General features: G+C 36.1%; 33 protein-coding genes. 19 read left to right on the forward strand and 14 right to left on the reverse strand.

Features of this window, described 5'->3' with window-relative positions; all coding sequences use genetic code 11:
• Nucleotides 1–32: 32 nt before the first annotated feature.
• From WCG23_09305 to WCG23_09360, 12 genes are all read right to left on the reverse strand, one after another.
• A complete protein-coding gene (locus tag WCG23_09305; GenBank protein ID MEI8390066.1) occupies nt 33–692 on the reverse strand; it encodes an oligosaccharide flippase family protein in 660 nt (219 codons plus the stop codon).
• Nucleotides 689–2,032 carry a Wzz/FepE/Etk N-terminal domain-containing protein gene (locus tag WCG23_09310; GenBank protein MEI8390067.1) on the reverse strand — a complete coding sequence of 448 codons (1,344 nt, stop codon included), beginning with the start codon at nt 2,030–2,032 and terminating at the stop codon, nt 689–691. Before WCG23_09310 ends, WCG23_09305 begins: the two co-directional genes overlap by 4 nt.
• A gap of 14 nt (nt 2,033–2,046) precedes the next feature.
• A complete protein-coding gene (locus tag WCG23_09315; protein MEI8390068.1) occupies nt 2,047–4,539 on the reverse strand; it encodes an SLBB domain-containing protein in 2,493 nt (830 codons plus the stop codon).
• Nucleotides 4,540–4,911: 372 nt separating this feature from the next.
• On the reverse strand, nt 4,912–5,361 hold the full coding sequence (locus tag WCG23_09320) for a phage virion morphogenesis protein (GenBank protein MEI8390069.1): 450 nt from the start codon (nt 5,359–5,361) through the stop codon (nt 4,912–4,914).
• The gene (locus WCG23_09325) at nt 5,333–6,163 is read right to left on the reverse strand and encodes a DNA adenine methylase (protein MEI8390070.1); all 831 of its coding nucleotides are present in this window, start codon (nt 6,161–6,163) and stop codon (nt 5,333–5,335) included. The genes WCG23_09320 and WCG23_09325 overlap by 29 nt, the downstream gene beginning before the upstream one ends.
• A gap of 15 nt (nt 6,164–6,178) precedes the next feature.
• On the reverse strand, nt 6,179–7,006 hold the full coding sequence (locus WCG23_09330; GenBank protein ID MEI8390071.1) for a phage minor head protein: 828 nt from the start codon (nt 7,004–7,006) through the stop codon (nt 6,179–6,181).
• Nucleotides 6,999–8,114 (reverse strand): DNA (cytosine-5-)-methyltransferase, encoded by a 1,116-nt coding sequence (gene dcm, locus WCG23_09335; GenBank protein MEI8390072.1) that lies wholly within the window; start codon nt 8,112–8,114, stop codon nt 6,999–7,001. Before dcm ends, WCG23_09330 begins: the two co-directional genes overlap by 8 nt.
• Nucleotides 8,107–9,597, reverse strand: a complete 1,491-nt coding sequence (locus WCG23_09340; protein ID MEI8390073.1) for a DUF935 family protein — start codon at nt 9,595–9,597, stop codon at nt 8,107–8,109. The genes dcm and WCG23_09340 overlap by 8 nt, the downstream gene beginning before the upstream one ends.
• A 231-nt stretch (nt 9,598–9,828) precedes the next feature.
• Complete coding sequence (locus tag WCG23_09345) at nt 9,829–11,172, reverse strand: terminase family protein (protein MEI8390074.1); 1,344 nt, start codon at nt 11,170–11,172, stop codon at nt 9,829–9,831.
• Nucleotides 11,162–11,584 carry a phage terminase small subunit-related protein gene (locus tag WCG23_09350; GenBank protein MEI8390075.1) on the reverse strand — a complete coding sequence of 141 codons (423 nt, stop codon included), beginning with the start codon at nt 11,582–11,584 and terminating at the stop codon, nt 11,162–11,164. Before WCG23_09350 ends, WCG23_09345 begins: the two co-directional genes overlap by 11 nt.
• A complete protein-coding gene (locus WCG23_09355) occupies nt 11,577–11,822 on the reverse strand; it encodes a hypothetical protein (protein ID MEI8390076.1) in 246 nt (81 codons plus the stop codon). The genes WCG23_09350 and WCG23_09355 overlap by 8 nt, the downstream gene beginning before the upstream one ends.
• Before the next feature lie 37 nt (nt 11,823–11,859).
• Complete coding sequence (locus WCG23_09360) at nt 11,860–12,135, reverse strand: hypothetical protein (GenBank protein MEI8390077.1); 276 nt, start codon at nt 12,133–12,135, stop codon at nt 11,860–11,862.
• Between the two features lie 250 nt (nt 12,136–12,385).
• Between WCG23_09360 and WCG23_09365 the strand changes: the two genes are divergently transcribed.
• From WCG23_09365 to WCG23_09410, 10 genes are read left to right on the forward strand one after another with little or no spacing between them, the layout of a single operon-like run.
• Nucleotides 12,386–12,589, forward strand: a complete 204-nt coding sequence (locus WCG23_09365) for a hypothetical protein (protein ID MEI8390078.1) — start codon at nt 12,386–12,388, stop codon at nt 12,587–12,589.
• Nucleotides 12,590–12,635: 46 nt separating this feature from the next.
• On the forward strand, nt 12,636–13,628 hold the full coding sequence (locus tag WCG23_09370; protein ID MEI8390079.1) for a hypothetical protein: 993 nt from the start codon (nt 12,636–12,638) through the stop codon (nt 13,626–13,628).
• A gap of 21 nt (nt 13,629–13,649) precedes the next feature.
• Nucleotides 13,650–14,564: a major capsid protein gene (locus tag WCG23_09375; protein ID MEI8390080.1), complete on the forward strand. Its 915-nt coding sequence runs from the start codon at nt 13,650–13,652 to the stop codon at nt 14,562–14,564.
• Between the two features lie 42 nt (nt 14,565–14,606).
• A complete protein-coding gene (locus tag WCG23_09380) occupies nt 14,607–14,876 on the forward strand; it encodes a hypothetical protein (protein MEI8390081.1) in 270 nt (89 codons plus the stop codon).
• A complete protein-coding gene (locus WCG23_09385) occupies nt 14,876–15,214 on the forward strand; it encodes a DUF2190 family protein (protein MEI8390082.1) in 339 nt (112 codons plus the stop codon). Before WCG23_09380 ends, WCG23_09385 begins: the two co-directional genes overlap by 1 nt.
• The gene (locus WCG23_09390) at nt 15,214–15,654 is read left to right on the forward strand and encodes a DUF1320 domain-containing protein (protein MEI8390083.1); all 441 of its coding nucleotides are present in this window, start codon (nt 15,214–15,216) and stop codon (nt 15,652–15,654) included. The genes WCG23_09385 and WCG23_09390 overlap by 1 nt, the downstream gene beginning before the upstream one ends.
• 44 nt (nt 15,655–15,698) lie before the next feature.
• A complete protein-coding gene (locus WCG23_09395; protein ID MEI8390084.1) occupies nt 15,699–16,118 on the forward strand; it encodes a Gp37 family protein in 420 nt (139 codons plus the stop codon).
• Between the two features lie 34 nt (nt 16,119–16,152).
• A complete protein-coding gene (locus WCG23_09400; GenBank protein MEI8390085.1) occupies nt 16,153–17,379 on the forward strand; it encodes a phage tail sheath subtilisin-like domain-containing protein in 1,227 nt (408 codons plus the stop codon).
• The gene (locus WCG23_09405; GenBank protein MEI8390086.1) at nt 17,376–17,573 is read left to right on the forward strand and encodes a hypothetical protein; all 198 of its coding nucleotides are present in this window, start codon (nt 17,376–17,378) and stop codon (nt 17,571–17,573) included. Before WCG23_09400 ends, WCG23_09405 begins: the two co-directional genes overlap by 4 nt.
• Complete coding sequence (locus WCG23_09410) at nt 17,560–18,081, forward strand: phage major tail tube protein (GenBank protein MEI8390087.1); 522 nt, start codon at nt 17,560–17,562, stop codon at nt 18,079–18,081. Before WCG23_09405 ends, WCG23_09410 begins: the two co-directional genes overlap by 14 nt.
• Before the next feature lie 24 nt (nt 18,082–18,105).
• Here the strand turns inward: WCG23_09410 and WCG23_09415 are convergent, their stop codons facing one another.
• Both WCG23_09415 and WCG23_09420 read right to left on the reverse strand, forming a co-directional pair.
• Nucleotides 18,106–18,294, reverse strand: a complete 189-nt coding sequence (locus WCG23_09415; GenBank protein ID MEI8390088.1) for a hypothetical protein — start codon at nt 18,292–18,294, stop codon at nt 18,106–18,108.
• A 93-nt stretch (nt 18,295–18,387) separates the two neighbouring features.
• The gene (locus tag WCG23_09420) at nt 18,388–18,633 is read right to left on the reverse strand and encodes a hypothetical protein (GenBank protein MEI8390089.1); all 246 of its coding nucleotides are present in this window, start codon (nt 18,631–18,633) and stop codon (nt 18,388–18,390) included.
• A 70-nt stretch (nt 18,634–18,703) separates the two neighbouring features.
• Between WCG23_09420 and WCG23_09425 the strand changes: the two genes are divergently transcribed.
• The 9 genes from WCG23_09425 (at nt 18,704) to WCG23_09465 (ending at nt 25,964) form a co-directional block, all read left to right on the forward strand.
• Nucleotides 18,704–18,994, forward strand: coding sequence for a hypothetical protein (locus WCG23_09425; GenBank protein ID MEI8390090.1), 291 nt, complete (start codon nt 18,704–18,706; stop codon nt 18,992–18,994).
• 85 nt (nt 18,995–19,079) lie between these two features.
• Nucleotides 19,080–21,614 (forward strand): phage tail tape measure protein, encoded by a 2,535-nt coding sequence (locus WCG23_09430; protein MEI8390091.1) that lies wholly within the window; start codon nt 19,080–19,082, stop codon nt 21,612–21,614.
• On the forward strand, nt 21,614–22,099 hold the full coding sequence (locus WCG23_09435; protein MEI8390092.1) for a phage tail protein: 486 nt from the start codon (nt 21,614–21,616) through the stop codon (nt 22,097–22,099). Before WCG23_09430 ends, WCG23_09435 begins: the two co-directional genes overlap by 1 nt.
• On the forward strand, nt 22,096–22,347 hold the full coding sequence (locus tag WCG23_09440; GenBank protein MEI8390093.1) for a tail protein X: 252 nt from the start codon (nt 22,096–22,098) through the stop codon (nt 22,345–22,347). Before WCG23_09435 ends, WCG23_09440 begins: the two co-directional genes overlap by 4 nt.
• A 7-nt stretch (nt 22,348–22,354) precedes the next feature.
• A complete protein-coding gene (locus WCG23_09445) occupies nt 22,355–23,317 on the forward strand; it encodes a Cro/Cl family transcriptional regulator (GenBank protein MEI8390094.1) in 963 nt (320 codons plus the stop codon).
• Nucleotides 23,311–23,823 carry a phage baseplate assembly protein V gene (locus WCG23_09450; GenBank protein ID MEI8390095.1) on the forward strand — a complete coding sequence of 171 codons (513 nt, stop codon included), beginning with the start codon at nt 23,311–23,313 and terminating at the stop codon, nt 23,821–23,823. The genes WCG23_09445 and WCG23_09450 overlap by 7 nt, the downstream gene beginning before the upstream one ends.
• On the forward strand, nt 23,823–24,182 hold the full coding sequence (locus WCG23_09455; protein ID MEI8390096.1) for a GPW/gp25 family protein: 360 nt from the start codon (nt 23,823–23,825) through the stop codon (nt 24,180–24,182). The genes WCG23_09450 and WCG23_09455 overlap by 1 nt, the downstream gene beginning before the upstream one ends.
• Nucleotides 24,179–25,291: a baseplate J/gp47 family protein gene (locus WCG23_09460; protein MEI8390097.1), complete on the forward strand. Its 1,113-nt coding sequence runs from the start codon at nt 24,179–24,181 to the stop codon at nt 25,289–25,291. Before WCG23_09455 ends, WCG23_09460 begins: the two co-directional genes overlap by 4 nt.
• Nucleotides 25,284–25,964, forward strand: coding sequence for a phage tail protein I (locus WCG23_09465; GenBank protein ID MEI8390098.1), 681 nt, complete (start codon nt 25,284–25,286; stop codon nt 25,962–25,964). Before WCG23_09460 ends, WCG23_09465 begins: the two co-directional genes overlap by 8 nt.
• The last annotated feature ends 51 nt before the right edge of the window (nt 25,965–26,015 follow it).

Below are 26,015 nucleotides of genomic sequence, written 5' to 3' on the forward strand. Positions count from 1 at the left end.
AGACGTGAAAAAAGAAAATTTGTTCTAAACTTTTAACTTAACTGAACACTAGTTAAAAATAATGGAATTCCGGGTTTAATATGGCTAATGACTCCTTTAAGCTTGATTTTTACAGGTTTTACAAGCTTTGGAACGTAACACCATAGTATTAAATTAGATAAAATATTTATTAGAATAATAATTAAAGCGTATTTCCATAAATCAAGGGGCGTTTTAATCAGCGTAAAAATCAAGATTACTCCTGAAATTTTAATACTGATTCCTCTTAAAGCAAGTTTCTTAAAATCTTCTACTCCCATAAACAGCCAGGATACGTCGAAAGCCATACCTAAAAGATTTATTGCCTGAATAAAAAATATGGATTTATTTTCAAAATGTGAAAATGTGATAAAAATTAAATAGACAATAAGTGCTATTGCCGTAAATCCAAGTTTTAAGCATAAAATTTCCCAGAATGTTTTGCTTTTAAGTTCAAAATCGTCTCTTACGTATGCAATTTGTCTGCTTGCATACATAAATTGCCCAAATGTACCGAATAAAATAAAACATTGAATGATTGAATCTGATAAAGAATATATTCCTATATTTGATGCACCAAAAACACCAGTCACATAGGGAATTGTTACAACAGGCACTATTATTAATATAATTTGATAAAACAAGTTGTAAATGTAATTTTTAAATATACTCATACTATAGAATATTCAGCAATAAATTCTTTTTCAGTTTCTAAAATAAGCTTTTGAATTTTTTTGTAGAGAATTTTATCGGTTATTCCTATTTGGGAAACAAGAATAAATTTATCTGAATTTTGTAAGTTTTTTACATGTTCATCAATAGAATCTTTTGAATAGCTAATATTGAAATTTTCAGGAATTTTAATATTATTGTCATCAGTTAGCGAAATTAGAGTTGTTTTGGCGGTATTTTTCAATTTGCTTAAAAATACAATGTCTTCAATTATATCTGTTAAATCATTAGAAGAAACGAGAAGCGTTTTTTCATTTGTTTCAATAATAGCCAGACGTTTGTCTTTCTTTTCAAAAAGAATAACTGCAAAAATGCTTAAAATTATTGAAACGGCAATACTTAATAATATATTTAAAATTAAGCTCGGCTCAGTATTTTCAAAATTCCTTAAATGTTCTGGTTCTTTGAGTATTGTTATTTTGCTTATTTCTTTTGATAAATTTCCGACCAAAGAAGTCCACTCAAGTTTTTCATTTAGCCTTTTTAATTTCTCTGCTGCTTGATTAACTTCTTCTTCGAGTTTTCTTGTATTTACTGCATCAATAGACATTTGATTTAATTTCTGCCCAATTTCCTTGTCATGGAAACCAAGTAAGCTAAATGATATTGTATTTGTCCCAGAAGTATCACTTAATTCAGCATTTTTTGTTTGTTTTAATTTTTCAATTTTGTTATCAAGATCGGCTTTTGCTTCAATATAAGATTTGTAAATTAATTTTTTGTCATTAAAAGCTTTTTTACTATTTATTTCCTCATAAGCTTCTTTATAATTTTTAATTATGGAACTAAGTACATTATAAGTTAATATCGGGTCTTTAGATTTATATTTAATGCTTATTACATTTGTGCCTTTTAAGTTCTCAATAGAAATATTTTTCTTTAAAAAATCATCTACAGATAAAAACTCACCCTTTTTTTTGCCATTTTTGTAAACAATATGATTTGCTTTTACTACTTCATCTAAAACCAGAGGAGATTTAATAATTTCAATTTCATTTTCTAAATCGGATGAACCTTTTAATAAGCCTGACATTCCTCCATCCATATCTGCCATTTCGGACAATATAAACGGATTTATATTTGCTAAATTTGTTGAGCTTGATTTATTTATCAATAATTTAGTTTCAGATTCATATTTTTTGGGCATAAAAAAAGTAATTAACAAAGTTAAAGATATAATTATTAAAAAACAATATACAATGATATTTTTTCTATATTGGAAGGTTTTGCAAAGCTTCTTAAAATCTAAGACCAGCTCATCGTTATTATTTATATTTGACATAATTTTTTATCCTTTTAAATTTTAGTTAAAATAAATATAGAACTAAGAATATTGCCGCCTATTTGAGCAACGCTCTTTGTAACTTCAAGCCAATTAATAGGTATGCTTATTTTTTCAGGAATTACAATTGTATCGCCCGGTTCCATAATTGATTTATTGAATTTAGAAATTCGTTCTACCGAACCATTAACTTTTATTATATAAGTTCTGTTTTTCTTGGCTTGGTCTGTATATCCGCCGACTTTTTTGATGTAATAGTCAGAAGTCATTTTGGGTTTATAGGTAAGTGCAATATTATTCAAAACTGCACCCATTACTACAACATGCTTTGATTGGTACGGAATATATAGCTCGTCACCGGGTTTAAGTTCAATATTGCTATAATCATCAATCTGGTCTATATTATTGCTTTTTATTTCTGTTGACAATCTACCGAAATCTTTTTGAGCTTTTTCTTTAACAATGTTCAGCAATTCTTTTTGACTAGCTAAAAAGCCTTGGATTTCAGTATTTGATAGATTATTATTAGTTGTTTGGAGTGAATTTACTTTTAATGAAATTTCTTCTTGTAATTTCATTAAAGAATCTTCGATATTTGCTCTTTGATCATGTGCGATTGAAGGTCTAAGAAAAACCAAACCTTTTAAATTTCCTTTTTGTTCCAATCCGCCTGCAAGTTTTATTGCATCTTTTAATTTCATGCCTTCCTGAAATTTATAAACGCCGGCAGCGTTAACATAACCAAAAACACTTACTGATTCGACAGTTTCATTTGGTTCAAGAGTTCTAAACATAATCTTATCTCCTGAATTAATAGGAAGGTCATATTTAGAATCATTTTTAACAATTAAATCATATAAATAAACTATCTTAGTTTTATTTGCGGGAGCAAGAGAATTAGTTTGAACAGACGTATTATTTAGATTTGTATTTTTCAAATCAGCTGACGGAATAGGAGCATTAGTCTGCTCGGAATCAGTATTTTGATTTACGTTTATTAAACCGGCTGTGGTTTCTTGTTTATCTTGCCCTGTTATCTCAACAACAATATTTTTTGTTTTTATTTCTCTGTAATTGTTTAAATCCTTGTTATTAACAGGCTCAAAAGCTGATGAATTACCGAATCTTACATTCCCTAAAAGTTTTTTCAAGGTGAGACCGTCTTGGTAAGGAAGAAGACCGGGATTAGTAATATAACCCGATACTTCAATTGTTTCGCTTGTTGTTGAAGGGTAAATTTTAATTTTATCTTGAGGTTTTAGCTCCGGATCAATATAGCCGTTAAAAAAGTCTGTTAAAGACACGGGAATGGATGAAATGCTTTTGTCTATTCCTGTTATCCTTTCTATAACTGCTTGATCGGCAAAAGTTTGCGATAAGAGTTCGTCTTTTGATTTAATTATGTCAGAAAGCTTCATCCCCTGCTTATATTGGACAGATTCAGGATGTTTAACATTACCCTCGACAGAGACAAGATTCTCGGAAGCATTATACAAATTTTTGAATGCAATGCTGTCGCCGTCGCTCGGCTTTATATACCACAAGTTTTTATACGGAACGTCTTTTTGTTGCCTTTGCCCTGTTGCATCGTCAAAACTTTCGACGTTGACAAGTTTGTGATTTACGGAAGGAAGCAATCCTCCTGCATAATCAAGAAGATGTCTTAAAGTTTCATTTGATTTAAATTCATAAATACCGGGATTATTTACCCCTTCTTTCAGAGCGGCTACTTTGCCTATCGGTTTTACAAAAATCACATCTCCTTCGTTGAATTTGATATTTTTTAAATTTCCGTTCAAGAAAATATCATAAAGGTCTAATGTTAATTTTGATTTGTTTTTTCCGTTAATATAAACGATTTCTCTCAAGGAACCTGATTTCAAAACCCCGCCTGCAAGACTTAATCCGTCTAAAATAGTTGAATTGCTGTTTAAATATACTGTTCCTTTGTATTTTACGCTCCCGGTAACAATTACCGGAAAATTTCCCTGATCTGCCAGAGTTACTTTTGTATTTATTTTATTGAACTTTGTTTGTAATATTTTTGATATATCTTGTTCAACAGCAGAAATAGTTCTTCCTTTAGCCTGTATTAATCCGACTCCCGGAATTGAGATTGTTCCGTCCTTGCTCAGAGTTAAATCATTTGATGATTTTAAAAATTCGTTGCCTGTAATGGCTATTAAATCAACAGAATCTCCCCAGAAGAAAATATCAACTTTATCACCGATATTTAATGTATAATCTTTGGACACTTTCGAATTACTTGATAGAAAAGCCCCTTTGTCAAAAACATCATAGCCTATTTGATTTATAATATTCTTTGAATCCTCAGCATTAAACATTTTTTCTATCGGGCTTAATTCTTGTTGTTTTAAGCCTTGAATAGATGTACTTGCTTGGATAGTTTGTTTTTCTTGGTAATTATTATCTGTATCATAAGCGTAACCTGCCGTTGGTAATGCTAATGATATTATTAAACTCCACGTTAATAATTTATTATTCATAATTTGCAATATCTCACTCCAATATTTCCACTCTATCTAATAATAGATAAAACATGAATTAATCCAAAATATTCTGGGACTGAATTATATTCTTCTTTACAATCTTGGATAATTTTTTTTTCATAAGTGCTCTGATATTGGATATAAAACTCTACATCTAATTGCATTTAAATTAAATGTTTTTTACAGATTATAGGTAAAAGAATTAAAGAAAGTTGTTGCTCTTAATCATTCAGGTAGATACTGGCATTTCAGAAAAGAGGTTAGTGGTCAATTTGACCACTAACCTCAAACTCAGGAAGTAAAAGGATTAACGGTAGAAAGAATTGACAAAAAATATGATTTTTCATAAACTGTAAAAAATTATGCTAATTACTCATGAAAATAATTTTGAACCTCTTTTATAATCTCGGACTTCTCCTTTTCTCCAAGCTTTAAATAAGGTCGAGCAGGGATTTTAACTTTTTTATTTCTGCCGGCATTACCTCCGAATTGATGAATCGCCGCATAAACCTTGTTTGTACCAACTACGGCAGAATTCTCATCATATTTGCTTGTAATTGAAGCTGCAAGTTCGCCTCTGACTTGTAAAATTCTGCCGGGCCAATATCCTTTTTTGGTTCGCTGTTTGATTGTAGATTTTTTTAACCCTTGCCATTTATCGGGTCGCCCTTCTTTTTCAAAGTTTTCCTCGACAGAATCCTGCATAATTCCTGCAATATTTTTCATAAGCGGACGAAGATTTTCAGTTTTGGAAATCAACTTTTTTAAAAGCTGCTGTATTTCTTTGTCATCAACCTTTATTTCTATCGGTTCCGGCATTGAACAGCTCCTTAATCTGATAATTAGCAATTATAAGCTCTTTGAACATTTTGTTTTTGCGTTCGCCGCTTTGTTTGTTGTTAATGCCGTTTTGTCTTTCAACCGCAATCATCTCGTAGTCTTTATAAAGCTCTCTGACTTTTTCAGAATCATCGTAAGAAAGTAAAAATCTGCCTTGAATATTTCCAAGTAAATCTCTGAGTCTTTCATGATCAAAATCTTTTGTTGAAGTAGTTTCATAGCCGCAACCGAAGGTATAAGGAGGATCGCAGTAGAAAAAAGCTCCTTCGTGGTCATACTGAGTTATAAGTTTTTCAAAATCCCTGTTTTCCACCATAACTTTATCGAGTCTTTTATGAATGGAATCTATTTTAAATAAAATATTATTTTGACTCTTGCAAGCGCCGCCGGCTGATTTTTTGACTGTGCCGAAGGAATCGCCGCGACCTCCGAAAGAACGGGTTATTAAGAACATAAACTTTGCCGCTCTTTGAATATCAGTCAGTCCGTCCATTTTCATAAACTGCATAAACATTTCCCTGCTGCCGAGAAGATATCTCAATTCTTCCTTTAAAGCTTCCGGGTGGTATTTTACTATTCTGAAAAGGTTTACAAGCCTGCCGTCAAGGTCGTTATAAATTTCTAAATCAGCCCATTTGTTTTTGTAAAATAAAACCCAGCCGGCACCGCCAAAGGGTTCAATGTAGGACATAATGTCTTTTGGGACAAGCGGTTCTATGGTTTTTCTAAGGAGGCGTTTTCCTCCGACCCAATTTAAAAGCGATTTTGTATCAATTGTCATTTTTTGTTTCTCCAATTATTTAACTCTAAACTCCTTGCCGGGATTGTAACTCCAGCCGACATCGGGCGCGATTTGATGTTCTGTTAATGAATCCGTATAAACGGTGACCGGTTTTAATTCTCCTGTTTTCTTTGAGACTGCTCGCATCTCCTGTGATAATTGACCGACTGAAGAATCAACGCCTATATCTCTTTCTTTAAGGTTGTCTTCAGACAAAGCTCTGACTCTGCATCTGCAACCCCAGCCGTTTGGCGGATAGAAGCTGTTCCAAAAATCATCGTCATATTTAAAAACCCTGCCGTTTAACTGTGCATGCGCCGGTCTTGTTCTTCTGTCCATAACCGCTACATATTGAAAATACGGTCGATTTTCCGTGTTATCGATCTGCTCTTTATACCTGCCTGCCATATAAGCAGTTTGGATGTTTGTGCGATAAATTGTTTTTAATCGCCAAGGAGAACCAAGATGAACCGTAATAGGCTCAACGCTGTCAGGAATAATGTTTTTATCAGTAATAAGTTTTCTTTTAATTAATTCATCTCTGACTTCATCGGGCGTTCCTGAAATTAATCCCCACCAGCCTTTATTTTTAAGCTTCGGCTCAAGCTCTTTTTTAAACTGCTGTAAGGTTAAGCCATCATTCATAGACTTTTCGACAACTTCTCTGATATCGTCGAGAATGTCTTTTCGCATAACTTTTGCGACCGTAAAAGATTTTTTATGAGCATCCTGCCAGATTTCTTCCCAATTCCAGCTAAACTTATAGCCTTTATCTTTCAGATATTTTATTGCTCTTTCGGGAGGAAGGCTTATCAAATACTTTAAATCAGGAGTTTCAGGCATTATTTTCCTCCTGAATGGCTTTCATTATCTTTCTTGCAATAGTTTCAACAACTTGAACGGTTACCGCATTTCCTGCCATTTTATAAAGTCTGTTGTCAGAAAGACCGAGTTCTTTTGCTTTTTCAAGCATTTCATCAGAAAAGCCCTGTAATCTGAAACATTCAAGCGGCGTTAATCTTCTTATTCGACAGCCGTCAATTGTCCCCATATTGCAATGAGTATCAAGTGTTTGAGAAACTTTTTTGCCGACTCTCCCGCGTCTTGTTTTACTTTGAGGGTAAGCCAAATTTATTCCGTCACCGGCTTCTGCTTCCTCAAAACCTTTTTTAGTGCCGTTTCTTACTCGAATTAAAGGAGTATCTCCTGCGATTTTTAGAGTTTGAACTGTATCAGAAGCTTTGTATTCTGACTTATCAATAAAATAAAGTCCTGTTTTTCCGCCCTGTCCGCCTCCTTGTGAGGTCAAACAAGAACTTGTGCCGTCTGTTGAATAGACTCTGTTTCCTTGAGACCCGCATTTACTTAACGGATGTCGTTTAGGTCTTCCGATTTTATCAGAATTTTCTGTGCCGATTCCGCTGACAGGAAATATTTTTCCTGCGCATTTTCCTCCAAGACATCCGACAATGAACACTCTTTCCCTGTTTTGAGGAACGCCGAAGAACTTAGAATTAAGAAGCTGCCATTCAACCCTATACCCAATGTCGGTGAGAATTTTAATGATAGCTGCAAAAGTTCTTCCACTGTCGTGGCTAAGTAAGCCTTTAACGTTTTCGAGTAAAAAATATTCGGGTTTTTTGTATGACAAAATCCTAACGATATCAAAAAAGAGCGTGCCTCTGGTGTCTTCAAATCCCCGTCTTTTTCCTGCAATGCTAAAAGCTTGGCAAGGAAATCCTCCGACAAGGATGTCAAAATTAGGGAGTTCTTCCGGTTTAATTTTTGTTGCATCATGAATCTCTACTTCTCCGTCTGTATCAAAATATGCTTTGTATAAACTTCTTGAATACGGGTCAATCTCGCAAAATCCGACACTTTTAAACCCTGCATTATCAAAAGCAAGCCTGAATCCTCCTATTCCCGAGAACATATCAAGATATTTAATCATCGGCGCTTAATCTCCCCCAGACTTCGCTTATAAAAAAAACTTTTTGCAGGATTTTCTCTATTTGTGTTGTTTTTAAGCCTTTTTCCGAAAGTTTTTCATAAACTTCTTCGTAGGAATTTCCCTCTTGAATAAGTTTTAATATGGGTTTTAATATAGTTTCTGCTTGATTTTGCAGCTCTTTATCAGAGAAAGATTCTATAAAATCATCAACAGCCTTCTGATCAGGAAATTGCTCTTGTTTAAATTCGCTGAATATCGGTTTTGCTTTATCAACAGGCGGTTCTGTTTGAATTGTGCTGGAATGAGTTTGCACTCCCACCTCCGGTACTTCAATATCTTCTTTATCAAAGCCGTATGTTTTCATAAAATATTCTTTTGTAAATTTAACGCCGGTTTCAGATAAAGTCTTATCCCTTTGAGACAGAGTTAAATCAACGTCTTCCTCCTCATACATTTCAAATAAGGGAATATCTTTTTCGCTGAAATTAATCTTGTAAATCCACTGAATAAGCTGATTTAAAGTTCTTTCGACAAGCTTTTTATCTGCATCGATAATGTCTTTTCTTACATCCATATGAGTTTTAGATGCGGCAAAACTTCCTGTCTTTCCAAGTTCAGTAGTCAAAGTCTGTCCCAGTATTGCTTTTGATATTTCCGCATTCATTTTATCTATGAGTTTTTCAAATACATCGGCCGATGAGCCTTTAGCCGCTTCCATTATTTCGATGCTTGAATCGTCAGGAATAACGGCAATTGCATCTTGAACCATAACTTCAAGAATATCTGCAAGGTTATCGGTGTCTTCTTTACTTGTTCCTCTCGGGTGTTTGCCTATTAAAAACGGCATTCCGTATTTTTCTGTAAATATTACCCAGAATTTAAGTCCGCCTTTTTTAAATGCAACAGGCCAGAAAACTCTTGATAAAGTTCTTTCCCCGTAAGGGTTTTCATAGCTCGGGTTTGATTGTGGGCATAAGAATTTTCGCTCCGGCAATTCTTCGCCGTAATAATTATCTTTAGTTCTGAATTTTAATTTGTTATCATCATCAAAACAAAACCACTCGGGAGGTTTGGCTTTTATTTCAGAAGGAAAAATTAAATCACCTTGTTTTTGCCAAATAACCTCTAATGGCTGAAAGCCAAATAAAGATGCGCTTAAAATCTCCGATATTAACGAATGTAAGTCGATTGATTTAAAGAAATCCTCAATAAGCTGTGATTGTTGAGTCTTATCCTTGCCTCTGTTTAGTTCCCACTCAAGAGAAAGAACGCCAGATTTTCTTGATTGAACGCAAGCCCAGACGTGCGGATCGCACAACAGCTCTTTGTAAATCCTAATATCTTTGCCCTGCTTTTTAAGCACAGGGTCAGGGTCAGGCAAAATCATTCCCAGATTATAGAAGTTATACGATCTTTTGCGAGTTGCAATTTCATTTGCTGCGTTATTTTGTATATTTTTATCAGGGTAAATATTTTCCGTCATAATTTTGCCTTCTGAACTATTCTTAAATACCGTTTAAATTGCGTTTAAATTTCTCTGTAACGAGTTTTTGCTGTCAGTTGAGTATCAAACTATGCAAATGTTTTTAAAGTTGCCTTAAATCGTCTTAAGCAGCTTTCAATAAAATGAGTTTTTAAAAAGTGAAGCAAATCTAACAAAAATGCGGACAGGTACCGCCTGCTTCGCACCCTTTTTAATACTCCTGCTGCCATATCAATAATTTTTCGTAATCTCATAACTTTCCCTTGGTTGTCTGGAAACAATATTTATAGGACCTGCATTGCTTCCTGCAGCATAAAGAGCCAGAGCTAATGCCCAGAATCTGTCTGCGTGACCCGATGCTTCTGATTTCTCGACATCAAACCTGATATTGCCTGCAGTTGTTGTTATTCTTCTGACAGAGTGTAAATCTTCTCTGATTTCATGCTGACTTGGGATATAAACAGTTTTATCTTCAAAATTGGTTCTTAAGTTATACGCCATCTCTTCTTTTATCTTGTTAGTAAAAGTTATCGGCTCAACTCTGTATTGTCCGAATTTCCTTTGAGCCGTTTCCGCTAATTGCATTCCAAGTCCCGTTGCATCTATACAGCACCTTCTTAAATTCTTATGTTTAAGGATGTTTGATAAAACTTCTTCCTGAATATGAAACGGAGTTTTCTCCATTTCTTTAATCATTCTTGTATATTTAACATTTCCCAGAACCTCTATAATCCAGATAACAGATAAATCTTTCTTTCTGCCGATATCCATACCGACAAACAAATCGCCTGTTACCTCTGATAAATCCCTGTACAAATCTTCAATTTCACAAGTATTTATTAAGTCATAAGGCAAAAAAGCTGTTGTCTCATCTATTGCCTCGCAACAATATTCCTGCAGCCAGGTATATTCATCAAAACAGTCTTCTCTTTGTTCCTGAATCCAGTTTTGTTTTTCTTCTTCTGTTGTAGGCTTGCAAAGTATTTTATCAACAAGTCCCTCGGCTACAGCCAGTTGAATCGGGGTGGAATGAAGATTCCATTTGAGTGAACCCTTTTTAACCTGCTCAATAAATTTAAAATATCTGCAATTTTTACCGTTATGAGTAGATAAAATTCTGAGCGGAAATCCCCAAGTTACACAAGGACGCGCCGCAGTCCAAAGCTCATCTGCTCTGTCGTGGTGGGCAAACTCATCAAGAATAACTTTACCGCCTTTGCTCCTGAAACCTTTGGGGTTAGAAGAAAGAGCGTGAATTTTAGTGCCGTTTGAAAACTCGATTACAAAGGCTTTAATATCTTTTTCCGAATCAATGACAATGTTGCCAAGCGGTTTTGCGGCTATGTTAAATAACTTTGTCCATTGTTCGCAATAAAGAATATATTCTTTCGCCGCTGATTCATCGGCAGAAGAAAACCAGACGGCAGGGACTTTTTTGCTTATGCAGTCCCTGACATCTTCGTATGACTGTACGTAAGTAGCACCGATTCTTCTGGATTTTTCCCAGATTTTAACTTTGCTGTTATCATTCAGCCATCTTAATTGGTATGGAAGGAAATATTTATTAAGGTTCATTTTTAATCCCCAGAACTTCTTCTTCAATCAGCCTGATAATATCTTCGGTCAAGCCTTTACTCTCTTGTTTTTGATTTTTTCTTGTTGTCACGTCTTCATACTCTTTAACTTTGGTAATTAAAGGAAGCATTCGGGTAAAGGCAAACATCCTGCCGGAGTCTACCTTATTTCCGTTTTCAAGATCCTGATCGATAGAGCGCATTAATTTTTTGGCAAATTCATACAATTCCTCATGAAAAGCCAGCTTTGATGCGACATATTGTTTTTTCTTGTCATCCCAGCCGTTTTCGTCTTTCCAATTGCGAATTGTTCTTGAACCGAGATTAAGCCTTGAAGCTATCTCCTCTATTCCCATCTGTTCATATACAAAGAACCTTTCAGCCTCGTTATAAAAAAGATGTTTTTTACTCAAAGTCCTGCTCCATTCTTTGAATTTTCAGTTGCAGGCTTTTCATTTCCGCAGCAACAACATTTAATCTGTTCACAGAATGTACGGCTTTCTCTGTCTCCAGCCTTGTGATGTCTTCTTCGTAAGGATTTAAAAAAGAACGGATAAGAATTATCAGACCGGAAGCTTCTGTATCAAGAGATTTAAATTTCTTTTTAATTTCTGCCAATTGTCCCTTAAACTGCATTTTTTCTATGTTCATAAGCACCTCTTAAGTTGGGATATAAATACAATAGTTGTTATGACTGACTAAATAAGCCTTCGTCATTGCCTTTTAACGATTTTCTAAGTATCGGACACCATAAATTAGTATCAATTTTGCTTTCTATTCTTGATAAAAGAGCCGCATGGTATTGATTCGTTTCAAGAAGGTCTTTTAATACCTGAAAATTGTTATTAATGATGGTTTCGAAAGTTTTAACCTGTGATTTGTGATAGATGTACCAAATGGCAAAAACTACGGCAGGAAAGCCGATGTTTTTCACAAGTTCGATTAATAAAACAGTTTCTGACATAATCAACCTCAAATCTTTCAGCAGAAAGAAAAACGGGGCATTTGCCCGTTTTATTCTTTCTTAAATAAAAACTTATTTGCACAGGATAAAGTATTTAAAAATCAAATTCAAATGCAACACTGCACTGCATTAATGCAGTGTAAAAACACACTGCATTAATGCGTTTGAAAAGGTTTAACAGAGAAGCTTATACTCCTCTTTAGAAATTGCGTTTTAAAACTTTTAGTAAAAAAATATGAGGATTGAAAAAATGAGCGAAGCACAAGACAGTTCTGTACAAAGCGGTAAAAAGTTCTGGCAGTCAAAGACTTTCTGGGTAAATATTTTGTCCGCAATAGGCATAGCAATTCAAAGCAAAACAGGATTTGTCGTTGACCCGGCAGTTCAGGCAATCGGCTTAACAGTAATAAACGGAGCATTAAGAGCTGTAACCAAAGAACCTGTCAGCTGGTAAACATAACTATTTAAACAGTAATACTCAATTATAGTGAGGGAAAACATTGAAATTTTTTGAAGTATTCAAAGCCGGTAATTATCCGCAAGGGACTTTTTCACAAAACGATGTGGAATTACTTGCATCTAACTATGACCCTAAATTCTGCGAAGCACCGGTAACGCTTGACCATGAACAAAAAGGACCGGCATACGGCTGGGTGTCAGGATTAAAATCAGAAAACGGCAAATTAAAAGCATCTTTCAGAGATGTTGCAGATGAATTAAAAGACTTTGTACAAGCAGGGAAATACAAAAAAATCTCTGTTGAAATTTACAGAGAACTTGAAGGCAAAAAACCGTATTTAAAAGCGGTTTCATTTCTCGGAGCTGCTATTCCGCAAATTAAAGGAATGGACCCTGTTGAGTTTAAAGAAGGCGAATCTGAAATCTATATCTTTGAAATAGCAACAGAAAAACCTGAAGTCAAACCTGAAATTGTAGAAAATCAGGAATTAATCAAACTTCAGGAGCAAGTGACAGAACTTGAAAGCCAAATAAAACTCTTCAGCGATAAAAAAGAACCGAATGAAATAGTCGCAAAATTGCAAGAAAAAGTGCAGACAATGTCTGTGCTGATATCTAAAATGCAGGATGACTCTGCTGCAAGGCAAAAAGCAGAATTTGAATTGTCAAAACTTCGTCTGCAAATGAAACAAAGCGAATTTGAACAATTTCTCGATGCTCAAATTACAGGAGGCACTTTAACTCCGATACAAAAAGATTTGAGCCTTAAAATCCTTGTGGCGCTTGACAGCAATCCTCAGTTTAAACAAGGCGACACCTCGGTTGACGAGTTTAAAGAACTTTTAAAATCCCTTCCCAAGCAAGTCGAGTTTGGCGAATTTGCAACTAAAAACAAGCAAAAAAATACCGATGCCGAAATCGTAAATTTTGAAAACGCCAGCGATGAAAGCATCGCTATTTACAATGAGGCAAAATCACTGAGCGATAAAGAGAAAATCCCCTTCAAGGATGCTCTTTTAAAGTTATACAAATAAAGTTTTAATTAAGGAGACACGATGGGAAGATTAGAAGATTTACGGATAAATGCGTATTTATCCGAGGTAGCAAGAGGCTACAGCAATAATGCTTTTATTGCAGATGCTCTTTTTCCGACAATAGAGTCTGAATTAGAAAAGATTGATATCTTTGAATTCAACAAAGAAGCTTTTCAGGTCTACAATACAGAGCGCGCAATCAGAGCTGATTCCAATGTTATGAGCCCTAAAGGATTCAACAAAAAATCTGCAACCTTAGCAGAACACGATTTGGCTTATCCGATTGATTACAGGGAAGAAGAAGAGTCTAAAAAGGTTAAGCTTCAACTTCACGCAACAAATGTCGTAACTGAAGGCTTAAAGCTGAAACACGAAACACAGTGCGCCGATTTAGTTCAAAACCCTGCAAATTACACTTCAGGCAATAAAATTACTCTCTCGGGAACTGCTAAATTTTCCGATAAAGATTCTGACCCTGTCGGCGTGATTGAAGATGCCAAAGATGCGATTGCCGGAAAGATTGCTCAAGATCCGAATACCATGGTCATCGGACACGAGTCTTGGAAAATCCTCAAACGCCATCCCCAAATTAAAGAACTCATAAGCAATAATATGAATAAGCTTGTCACTCTTGAGTTTTTAAAAGAAATATTTGAAATCCCCAATATTTACATAGGAAAATCTGTTTTTGTAAATGAAAGCGGAAATTTTGTAAAAGTCTGGGGAGATAATATCATCCTTGCCTATACTTCGCCTCTTTCTTCAAGAACGGAGTATGACCCTGCGTTTGCTTATACGGTCAAAAAGAAAAATGCGCTGAATATTGATGAGTACCGCAAAGAAGGCAACAAGCTCAAATTTATCAGAGCAACAGATATTTATACTCCGTTTTTAGTCGGTCCTGAAGCAGGTTACCTGATTTCAGATACTAATTAATTCTTAATTTTAATTGTAAAAAATAATTTTAGAGAGGTGCAAATGCCTAATTACACAGTAAAAGGAACGAATATTCTTCACAACAAAACAGTCTTTGCCGAAGGATCAACAATTGAGCTTGATTCAGAAGAAGCAATACGACTCGCCGATTATCTTGAAGAAATTCCGGAAACTAAAAAAGAAACCAAAAAACAAGATGACAGTAAACAGGCAAAGCCTGCTGCAAAAGAACCTAAAACTCCCGGAACGCCACAACCGGCAACAACGAAATCAGAAGATACGAATTCTGAAAACACCGGAGGTACTCAATAATGGTTGAAAAATTATACAAACCGCTTTTAACAGAATCAATAAAAGTAACAGTCAATGTCGAGAAGCAAAGATTTATAGGCTTTGATGGAAATTACTGCACGGCTAACGCTAAAGCCCTCGGGGTTTCTGACGTTGAAATCGAAGCCGGACAATTTGCGCCGGTTGGACTACTCGGAATTCTTCTTGTAAAAACTGCAGAAGCAATAACCAAAGGTTCTAAAGTTGCTTCTGATGCAACCGGTTTAGCGGTTGCTTTCACTGCAGGCGAATCAAACGGCTATTCGCTTGATGCTGCTGCAGGAGCAGGTGAAATTATACGAATAGCAAGGGGAATCTAGTGTACTGCCTCATTGAAGATATTCAAAAACAAGTTTCGCAAGATACTTTAATTCAGCTGACTGATGATAATCAGACCGGTGAAATTGATTCGGTCATTGTTGAAGAAGCAATTCTTTATTCTGAATCTTTAATAAACGGATATCTTCGAGGCAGATACACCTTGCCTTTAGCAATTAATGCAAATCCACCGGATATTCTAAAAATTCTTGCAGTGGATTTAAGCATTTACAGGCTTTATTCAAGAAGGTTTCAAACTGATACTCCCGATTCAATAAGCGAGAAGTACAAAAATTCCATAAAAATATTAGAGCAAATACAAAGGGGGATTATTTCTCTCGGCTTAGAAACCGCAGGAGCCGCCCCCGAGCTTGGCGAATACAGAGCAAACAAGTCTTTTCAAGACAGAACCTTCTCAAAGCAGGTTTTAAATGAATATTAAGCGCCAAAGGCACATTTTAATGTTATCGATTTAAGCGAGTGTGCATGATGAATATACAGCTAATTGAAAACTCAATAACAGAAAGATTAAAAGATAAATTTCCGGAACTTCACGTACAGGGATTTCCCGATAAACCTGCCGAGTTCAGGCTTCTTCACCCTAAAGGCGCAATTCTTGTTCATTATCAGGGCGGTAATTATTCTGAATCAAAGAGCCTAGGCTGTCTTTATCAGGATAAAAAGCTCGAGTTCAGTATATCAGTTGTAATGAAACACCTTAGAACCCACGAGGGAGCTTACGAATATCTCGATAAAGTCAGAGAAACCCTGACAGGCTATAAACCTGAAAATTGCTCAAAAATGATTCCGATAAAAGAAGAATTTCTCACTGAAGATAACGGAATTTGGCAGTATTCAATAAATTTTGCCACAACCACACCGGTTATAGAAAATATAGAGGAATGAGCGATTGCGCTTCTAAGAAACGAGGATTAAAATTATGCCTGCAAATTTCCTGCACGGAGTTGAAACAATAGAAATAACAAAAGGCTCACGCCCTATAAGAACTGTAAAAACAGCAGTAATAGGTCTTATAGGAACTGCGCCGATTAATACGGTTGATGCCGAGTTTAAAACAATAAATAAGCCTGTTTTAATAACAAGCGAAAAAGATGCAGCAATGTATTTCGGACAAGTAACAAGCGGATTTACAATACCGGCTGCCTTAAATGCAATATTCGATCAAGGCGCGGGAATTGCAATTGTCATAAACGTTTTTGATCCTGCTGTTCATCTAAATATTGCTGAAGTCGAGCTTTCAGATATCATCGGAGGAGTCGATGCTCAGGGAAAAAGAACAGGGCTGCAAGCTTTTAAAGATTCATATTCATTATTTGGCTTTTATCCAAAAACTCTCATAGTACCTAAATATTGCGAAGATGATGCTGTCGCTGCTGAAATTAATACAGTTGCCGGTAATATCAGAGCAATCGGTTTAATTGACGCTCCTGTCGGAACTTCGCCTCAACAGGCAATAACCGGCAGAGGTCCGTTAGGAACAATAAATTATAACTTCAGCTCAGACAGGCTTGTTCTTTGCTATCCGCAGTTAAAAGTCTATGACACAGCAACTGATGCAGAAAAACTCGAACCTTACTCTCAAAGACTGGCAGGCGTTATTGCTGCCAAGGATATAGAAAAAGGCTATCATTGGTCACCCAGCAATACAGAAATCAAAGGAATCATCGGAGTCGAAAGAAACCTGACTTCAATGATTAATGACCCGAACAGCGAAGTCAATCTCTTGAATGAAGCCGGAATAATGACTGTGTTTAATTCTTTCGGCACAGGATTCAGAACATGGGGAAACAGAAGTTCTGCCTATCCGGCTTCAACTCATCCTACAAACTTTATCAATATAAGAAGAACAGCTGATATTCTTCACGAAAGCGTTGAATACTCTATGCTTCAGTTTATTGATTACCCGATAGACAACGGTCTTATCGATTCAATCTGCGAATCGGTAAACGCTTTTATTCGAACGCTGATCGGCAGAGGTGCTTTGATTGACGGCAAGTGCAAGTTTAATTCCGTAAAAAATACTCCGGAAGAAATAGCGAACGGACATCTTCTTTTCGATATTGAATTTATGCCGCCGACTCCTGCTGAAAGAATAACCTTCGAAAGCTTTATTAACATAGATTTATTGAGGAACCTTGGACAATGAGAGCAGCAGTAAATAAAGCCGGCAAAATAGATATTTTTGCAGACAAACAAGACATCTGTTTTGACTGCGAGATTAAATCAGATTGTCCTTTAATAGAAGCCTTAAGGGCAGAAATAGTAATTCTTCGTTATGAAGACGTTGATATAAGCCGTTGCGGATTATTCAGAAAGAGGTTAAGCAATGTCAAAAATTAAGATAAACAGGCTGACAAACGCCAATATTTATATGGATGGCAACAATCTGCTCGGGAGAGCAGAAGAAATTCAACTGCCGCAGATAAAGCATAAAATGGCAGACCATAAAGCACTAGGTATGGTTGGAAGCGCAGAGTTTTTTGCAGGAATAGACAAACTTGAGAGCAAAATCAAATGGAATTCTCTTTACACGGAAGTTCTTAAAAAAGCCGCCAATCCTTTTAAATCTGTTCAAATTCAAGCCCGAGCCAGTCTTGAAACCTACAACAGTATGGGCAAATTAGCAGAAGTTCCTGCAGTTGCATATTTATCCGGCACTTTTAAAGAGTTTCCTCTGGGGAATTTTAAGCCGCAGGAAAATGCCGAGTATGAAACGACTATGAGCATTAATTACGCAAAACTTGTAGTTGACGGCGAAGAAATATTCGAAATAGATGTTCTTGAAAATATCTATAAAGTCGGCGGAATCGATATTCTTGAAACTTACAGAAATAACATAGGAGCTTAAACGCGAAGCTGATAACTCCTTCTCTCAAATCTTATTCTCCATATACTCCCAATATTCAGCAATAAAATCGAGAATTAAAGAATATTCCATATTCTGAGGCATAGTCCTTACGAAGATAATAACTTTATTCATAAAAGCCTTGTCTTCGTATAGTTTTTCTCTTGAATGAGCTTTTTTAACTAAATCAAGGAGTTCTTCAGTATTTTCAAACATATTCACAGCAATGATAATAGCAAAAAAGATGAAGGAGTCCAATATGAAAAATTAAATTTGCAAAGCGAAAAGACCGCAATATTGAGCTTTTAGCTAAGACAGAGGTTCAATAGTCAATTTACAGCCCATTGCGCTTAATATGGCTATTGCATCATCAAAATAGAAGTCGGTGTTATTTTCCAAAATATCTCGCAACTGCTCTTTACTCATTCCTGTCTTTTTAAGTACCGCTGCAAACTTGCCTTGTTTATCGATAATCGCTTTTAAAGATGCTAAAAACTGTCCCATATCATCATTCTCAGTACTAGTCTTCAATGCTTTATTTAAATCTTTAATCATAAAAATCCCTATTCTTAATTAATTACGTTTAAGTTTAATACTTAATTTCAAAAAACAACAGGAGAAAAAAATGAGAGAAACAACTTTACCAAGCGGAAAAACAGCAGTATTCAAACACGGCAAAGGCAGAGACCTTTTAAATGCCCAAAGGAAAGCAAAAAGCAGCGATGAAGTTGTTTTTGCTCTTATCGCCGAAATTGCGGAAATAGACGGCGAAGCTTTAATTTATGAAGATTTGTTGGAAATGGATCTTGAAGATGTTCTTGCTCTTCAGGCTGATATTTCGGGGAAGCCTCAGTCATTACCGCAGAATGTATCATCCACCTTGCCAAAACCACAGGCTGGAGCTACAGCGAAATAAAAGAGATGGACCTTCCGGAACTCGAGTTCTGGATAAAAGAAGCAATTAAGTACAGGCAAACCGATTCTGAGGAACTTGAAGAACAATGTTAGACACAATGATGAAAGTATCTTTAACCCTTATCGCCTTTGACAAAATGTCACGGGTTATTAAAGATGCCGTTAGTCAGTCTAATGAAGAGTTTGACAAACTTCAAAGAAAAATAAGACAAGTATCTGAAACTACAAAAGAAATCGGACAAGGGCTTATTTCTGCCGGTGCCGGTATGACAGCAGCAGGAGTCGGATTAGGGCTTGCAATGCAAAAACCGATAAAAGCATTTACCGATCTCGAAGATGCTCAAACAAGAATGAAAGTTGCCTTTATGACAAGCTCGGGAGTCGATTCATACTTTGGCAAAATAAATAAACAGACTCAAATACTCGGAATGAAACTGCCCGGAACAACAAGAGACTTTACCATTATGGCAGCAAGATTAAAGGAGCTCGGTATTGCAGGTAAAACTATTTCAAACGGAGGACTTGAAGGTTCAGCATATTTAAGAGTATTGCTTGGCGATGTTTCTCCTGAAGGAGTCGCTGATATTACGGCAACTTTTTCAAAAAGTCTTGGCATTGCCGAAAAAGATTTTGTGAAATTTATAGATATGATTCAAAGGGCTAAATTCGGATTCGGGCTTGATCCTGAGCAGTTTGCCTACACCTTAAAATATGCAGGTCCCATTTTTAAGCAACTCGGTATCTCCGGCTATGAGCAGAGCAAGTCCGTTCTTGCTCTCTCGGGAGCCTTAGCTCAAGCAGGCATTAGAGGAGAACAATTAGGAACTTCCTTGAGAGGAATTATGCTCGATATTCCGGGGCTTGACGACAAATTAGAAACTAAAAAAATGAAAAATATTAATGACCAGCTTAAAGCCACAGGTATTTATCTTCAATTTTTCAAAAACGGCAAATTTCTCGGCATCGAAAATATGATTAAACAAATTGAACAGCTTAATAAATTAAATCAGCAGGATAAACTAAATGTCATTAAAAAGCTGTTTGGAGCTGAAGGAGCCACTGCAATATCAGAAATGGCAACCCAAGGATTAAAAGGATATAACAAGGCTCAGCAAACTCTTGCCAAACAGGCTGATTTGCAAACACGATTAAATCTCGTTATGGGAACCTTTAAAAACCTGTGGGAAGCTGCAACGGGTACTCTTGAAAATACTTTTGCGAAATTCGGCGGTACAATCTCATCAGAATTAAAAAACTTTGCTGTTTTCTTTAATAATATGTCAGATAATATCGGCAAATTTGTTGAAAAACATCCGCTGTTATCTAAAAACATAGCTTTAACCACCCTGACTTTAAGCGCCGGTTTAATAGTTTTTGGTACTTTAAGCCTTGCAATAGGCACAACTTGTCTGATGGTTTCAAATCTGACTTCCGGTTATGGAAAATTTTTAAATTATGCAAGAGATTTAACCCCTGTCTTAAGAGCAAATGCAATGCAGTTATTAAAATTCCTTGGATTAAATACAACTTTTCACAATCGTCAAATCACCGCAAATGTCACAAGAGCAGGCAATCCTCTGGGGATTGATTTATCAAAATTTAATTTTAAAACAAGCATAATGGCGGATATTAAAAGAATTGACAATAATTTAAGAGAAGGGCTGATAAAAACTTTTAAAGAATTTCCTGCAAATACCTTAAAAGCCACAACTTCATTAAAAGAATGGGCAAAGGCTTCAATCAGAGCAATCCCCGGTAATTTTACTAACGGATTAAAAGCAATTAAATCGGGCTTTTTAGATTTGCCTTCAAAAATACGAGTAGCAATAGTAGCCTTCAGAGCTTTTTCGCTTACCCTTTTAACCTCTCCTATCGGCTGGATTGCTCTTGCAATCGGCACTGCTGCATTCCTTGTATATAAATATTGGAAGCCGATTACAGGATTTTTTAGAGGCGTTTTTAAAGGATTAAAAGAAGGACTCGCTCCTTTACAGCCAGCGTTTAATTCGCTTGCCAAAGCCTTATCGCCTATATTAGTTCCTCTAAAAGCTGTTTGGAATTGGTTTAAAAAATTAATTCAGCCTGTTCAGGATACTGGTAATGCTGCTGAGAAAATGGGAGTCAAGTTTGGCAAGGTTTTAGCTCAAATAATTCTTAAAATTACAGATATAATTAAGAAAATGTTTCAATTAGGAGCAAAAATAGCTGATTTTCTTTCATTTGGAATACTGTCTAAAACCGCTAATACTCAAAAAGCAATAAGCAAGCACGCACAAATAATCAGGGATCATCTGCCTCACTCCCCTGCCAAAATGGGACCGCTTAAAGATTTGCATAAAACAAAAATTATGGAAACCATAGCCGCAACAATAAAACCGGCACCGCTATTTACTGCAATGAATAAAGCACTGAGCTTTAAAGCAAAACCAATCACTATGGGGAATTCAAGACAAGCAAGCTCCGGAGCAAATATTTCTATAAATTATAATCCGAATGTTTCAATAAACGGCGCAAGCCCACAGGCTAAAGAAGATTTTGCTCAGATGCTGAAACAACATAAAGATGAAATTCTCAAGCTGATAAAAGCAGAAAGCCAAAGAAAAGTGAGGTTAGCTTATTAATGTTTGCTCAATTAGGAAATATTCAATTTAACCTGATAACGTACTTTAACGGTCTTGATGATGTTCAAAAGCACAACTTTGCCGAGCATCAGACTATTGAAAGCAAGCCAAAACTGCAATTTATCGGCGATGAACTGGATGAATTAAATATTAAGCTGAATTTTCACTCTTCTTTTTGTGTTCCCGAAACAGAAATCAAAAAACTTAAAGATACTGCTAAAAAACATCAGGAATTAGCTTTTATCCTCGGTAACGGCAAATATGTTGGCAAATATGTAATTCAAGAAATATCCTCAACAACGCAGCAATGCGATAAATTTGGCAATCTTTTATCAATAGAAGCAGAAATCAAACTAAAAGAATGGAGCGAAAACAATGTAAAAGTTAAGAAAAAAGCAAAAAAACAAACTACTAAGATGAAGCCGTCTGTAAAAACGGCAAAGAAAACCGCTAAAACGCCCAAGCAGATAGTCAGACAGCAATGACGAAAAATGAGTTGGCAAGCGGCATTCCTGCTGCCGCAGATTTTTATGAATACATTACAAAAGACGGCGACAGGTGGGACTTGATTGCTTATGAGTTTTACTCGGATGCAACTCTTTATGAAGGAATAATCACAGCTAATCCCGAAGTCGCAATAATCCCGATACTCCCATCAGGATTAAAACTTAAAATCCCTGTCATAGAAGACAATAATCAGATTCAGTTCGAATTACCGCCGTGGAGATTATAGAAAACAAATGATAAAACCTGTATTTAAAGTCGAATATGAAAACAAAGACATCACAGCACACATTTCACCAAATGTGCTGTCTGTTTCATACACCGATTTTGAACATGGGCAAAGCGATGAAGCAGAAATCCTGATCGAAGATAAAGACCACCTCTGGAAGTCAGGCTGGTATCCGAGCAAAGGCGACACAATAAGTTTAAATCTTGGTTATGCAGGAGAAAAACTTCTCAACTGCGGAAGCTTTGAAATTGACGAGCTGGAATTCTCTTCACCGCCAGATACCATAACAGTAAAAGCACTTGCGGCTAACATTAAAAAAGCTCTTAGGCAAGCCAATTCAGTTGCTTACGAGAATAAAACTCTCTTTCAAATTGCTCAGGAAATAGCTTTGAAGCACAACTTAAAACTTGTCGGCAGTATTAAAGATATAAAAATCAAAAGAATTACGCAAAACAAAAAGCGGGACTTGGAGTTTCTTAAAAATTTGGCTGAAGAATACGGATATATCTTTAAAGTCAGTGATAACAAACTCACCTTCTTTGAAACGGCAAAGTTAAAAGCATCAAATCCGGCTTTAATAATCAACAGAAAAGACCTGATTTCATTTAGTTTAAGGGATAAAACCCACGATCAGTATAAATCCTACGAAGTCTCTTATCATGATCCGAAAAGTAAAAAACTTATTACATCAAGTATAAAAGGCAGTTCCGCTAAAGCCGATGCTCTAAAGATTCATAAACGCTGCGAGAACAAAGAGCAGGCAATATTAAAAGCAACGGCAGCAATGAATAAAAATTCCTCTCTTGAAGGAAACATAACTCTGATGGGAAATCCGAACCTTGTTGCAGGACTAAATATCGAGCTAAAAGGACTTTATAATTTGAGCGGAAAATATCACATCCAAAGCGCAAAACATACCATAGACAGAAGTACAGGATATAAGACGGAGTTAGATATAGAAAAATGTTAAAATTCGGCATCGTAACAAATCTGGACGAGTCAAAAGCCCAAGCCAGAGTGCAATTTAATGACAGCGACTCGATGGTTTCCTACTGGCTTTTCGTCTTACAGGCAAAAACATACAAAGATAAATTTTATGCCCTGCCTGATATCGGCGAACAGGTTGCCTGTCTTATGGATGAAAACATAGAAGAGGGCGTTATCATCGGCTCTGTCTATTCAGCGCTTGATGAAGTGCCGGTAATTTCAAAAGACAAAGTAAAAATTAAATTCGAAGACGGAGCTGAATTTGAATATGACAGAAAATTAAGCGTATTAAGCATCTTATGCCCGACAATCAATATTGAAGGAATTATCAATCATACCGGATTATTGCTGAATTCTGCCGGCGTTGTTTCAGAAGGAGAAGTAATAGACCATACAGGAAGTATGCAGGCAATAAGAGGTATTTATAACGCTCATACTCATAATGAAACTAATTCTGTCACTCAAAAACCTAACCAGGGGATGAGCTGATGACTACTTTAAATGAAATAAAATCTGTCGATTGGCAGCCAAAAATAAATGAAATAGGCTCTGTGGTTGAAGGAATGGATGATATTGACCAGTGCATAAAAATCATTCTTATGACAAGAAAAGGCGCCAATCCGCATCGTCCCGAGTTTGGCTCTGATATTTGGCAATATATCGATGCTCCTGTTCAAGAAGCTGTCCCCAATATTATAAAAGAAGCAATGGAGGCAATAAATATCTGGGAGCCAAGAGTGGAAATCAAAGGTATTACTGCCGAAATCAATGAATCGCAGATAACCTTGAGTATTGACAGGCAGATTAAAAGTACAGATATTCAGGGAACATTGGAGGTCACTTTATGATAGGACGACTTCCTGAACCTTCTTTTATAGAAAGAGATGTTAATAAAATAACGCAGGAGTGGATTTCTCTTTATGAACAAAAAACCGGCAAAACACTTCAGCCTGCTCAAATTGAAAGAATCCTTATTGATGTCGGCGTTTACAGAGAAAATCTTCTGAGAATAAGCATTCAAGAAGCCGCCAAGCAAAATCTTGTTAATTATGCGACCTATCCGATGCTCGATCATCTCGGAGAACTTGTCGGAGTTTATAGAATTTCTGCAAAATCTTCCGGGACAAATATAAAATTCATTCTCTCAGAAGTTCAAAATTTCAATGTACTTATTCCCGTAAACTCTCAAATTGAATCAAAAGACGGCAAAGTCATATTTAAAACCCTCTTGGATATTCTCATTCCGGCAGGACAATTATCTGAGGAAGTTCCGGTACAGGCAGAAACTGTAGGAAATATCGCAAACGGATATCTGCCGGGAGAAATTAAAAACCTCATAACTCCTGTTTCATATATAGAAAGCGCTTCAAATATTACTGAAAGCTCAGGCGGAGCTGATGAAGAAGACGATGACTCTTTAAGAGAACGAATCAAACAAGCTCCCGAAAAATTTACAAATGCAGGAAGCAGAGGCGCTTACAGATATTGGGCAATCACTGCTCATCAGGATATTATTGACGTTGCGGTATTAAGCACAAGTCCCGGTGTTGTTAAAATTTATCCGCTGACTAAATCCGGCAACCCAACCGGTGACATTTTGTCACTTGTTCAAAATATTCTAAGCCACGACAAAGTAAGACCGCTTACTGACCTTGTCATTGTTGAATCTCCGCAAAAAATAGACTTTGAAGTCAACGGCAGCATTACTCTTTATACCTTTGCAGATATTAAAAGCGTTGAATCGGAAATAAATTCTAAGTTGGATAAATATATTGCGGATTTAAAATCGAAACTCGGAAAAGATATAGTCCCGACGCAAATTATTGCGCTTTTAAACAGCATTTACGGAGTGTTTAAAGTGGATTTAATTAATCCCGATTTTACTGAAATTGCTGATTATCAATGGGCAAACTGTACCAGGTATCAGATAGATATTGCAGGTTATACAAATGGCTGATAATTCAATAAATCAACTGATACCGATTAAAGATGAATCGAGTTTGGCATTTAACGAGCTTTTTGACAGGCTCGGAACTTTAGATTTAACGTCTTTACTTGTTTATCTTGTTGATGAAGTTGAAGCTTCTGCCTTGCCGCATCTTGCAGAACAATTTCACGTTATGGGAAATGAAGGCTGGTTGCAGGTTAATACCGATACAGAAAAAAGAAACTTAATAAAACAGGCAGTTGATATTCATAAATACAAAGGGACAAAATACGCGCTTCTAAAGATTCTTGAAATGCTCAATCTGCAGGGACGAGTCAGAGAATGGTTTGAATACGGCGGTCAACCATACTGTTTTAAGGTCGAAGCAGGGTTTGCCGACAGAGGAGCAGATGAAAACTTAATTTCCAAAATTGAAGATTTAATAAATGAATACAAAAACGAAAGAAGTCATCTTGATAATCTTGAAATATTTTTAATCACGGTCTGCAATGCCCCAAAATACGGACTTTGCTTGTTTACGGGCGATGAAATAACGGTTTATCCAAAGCCGAAACTTCTGCATTTTGATGACGAAAACTGGAACGAAAAAAACTGGTCAGAAAACCCGGTAATTAATACAAGAGTTGAACCTATAATCTGGAATTCTGAAAATTTTGATGATAAAGGCTGGGCGTTTGGCTAGTAGCAACACGAGTGAAACTCGTTTGAGTTAACAGGAGCAATAAATGGAATT

This window comes from bacterium, from assembly GCA_037147175.1.
In the GTDB taxonomy this organism is placed as follows: domain Bacteria; phylum Cyanobacteriota; class Vampirovibrionia; order Gastranaerophilales; family UBA9971; genus UBA9971.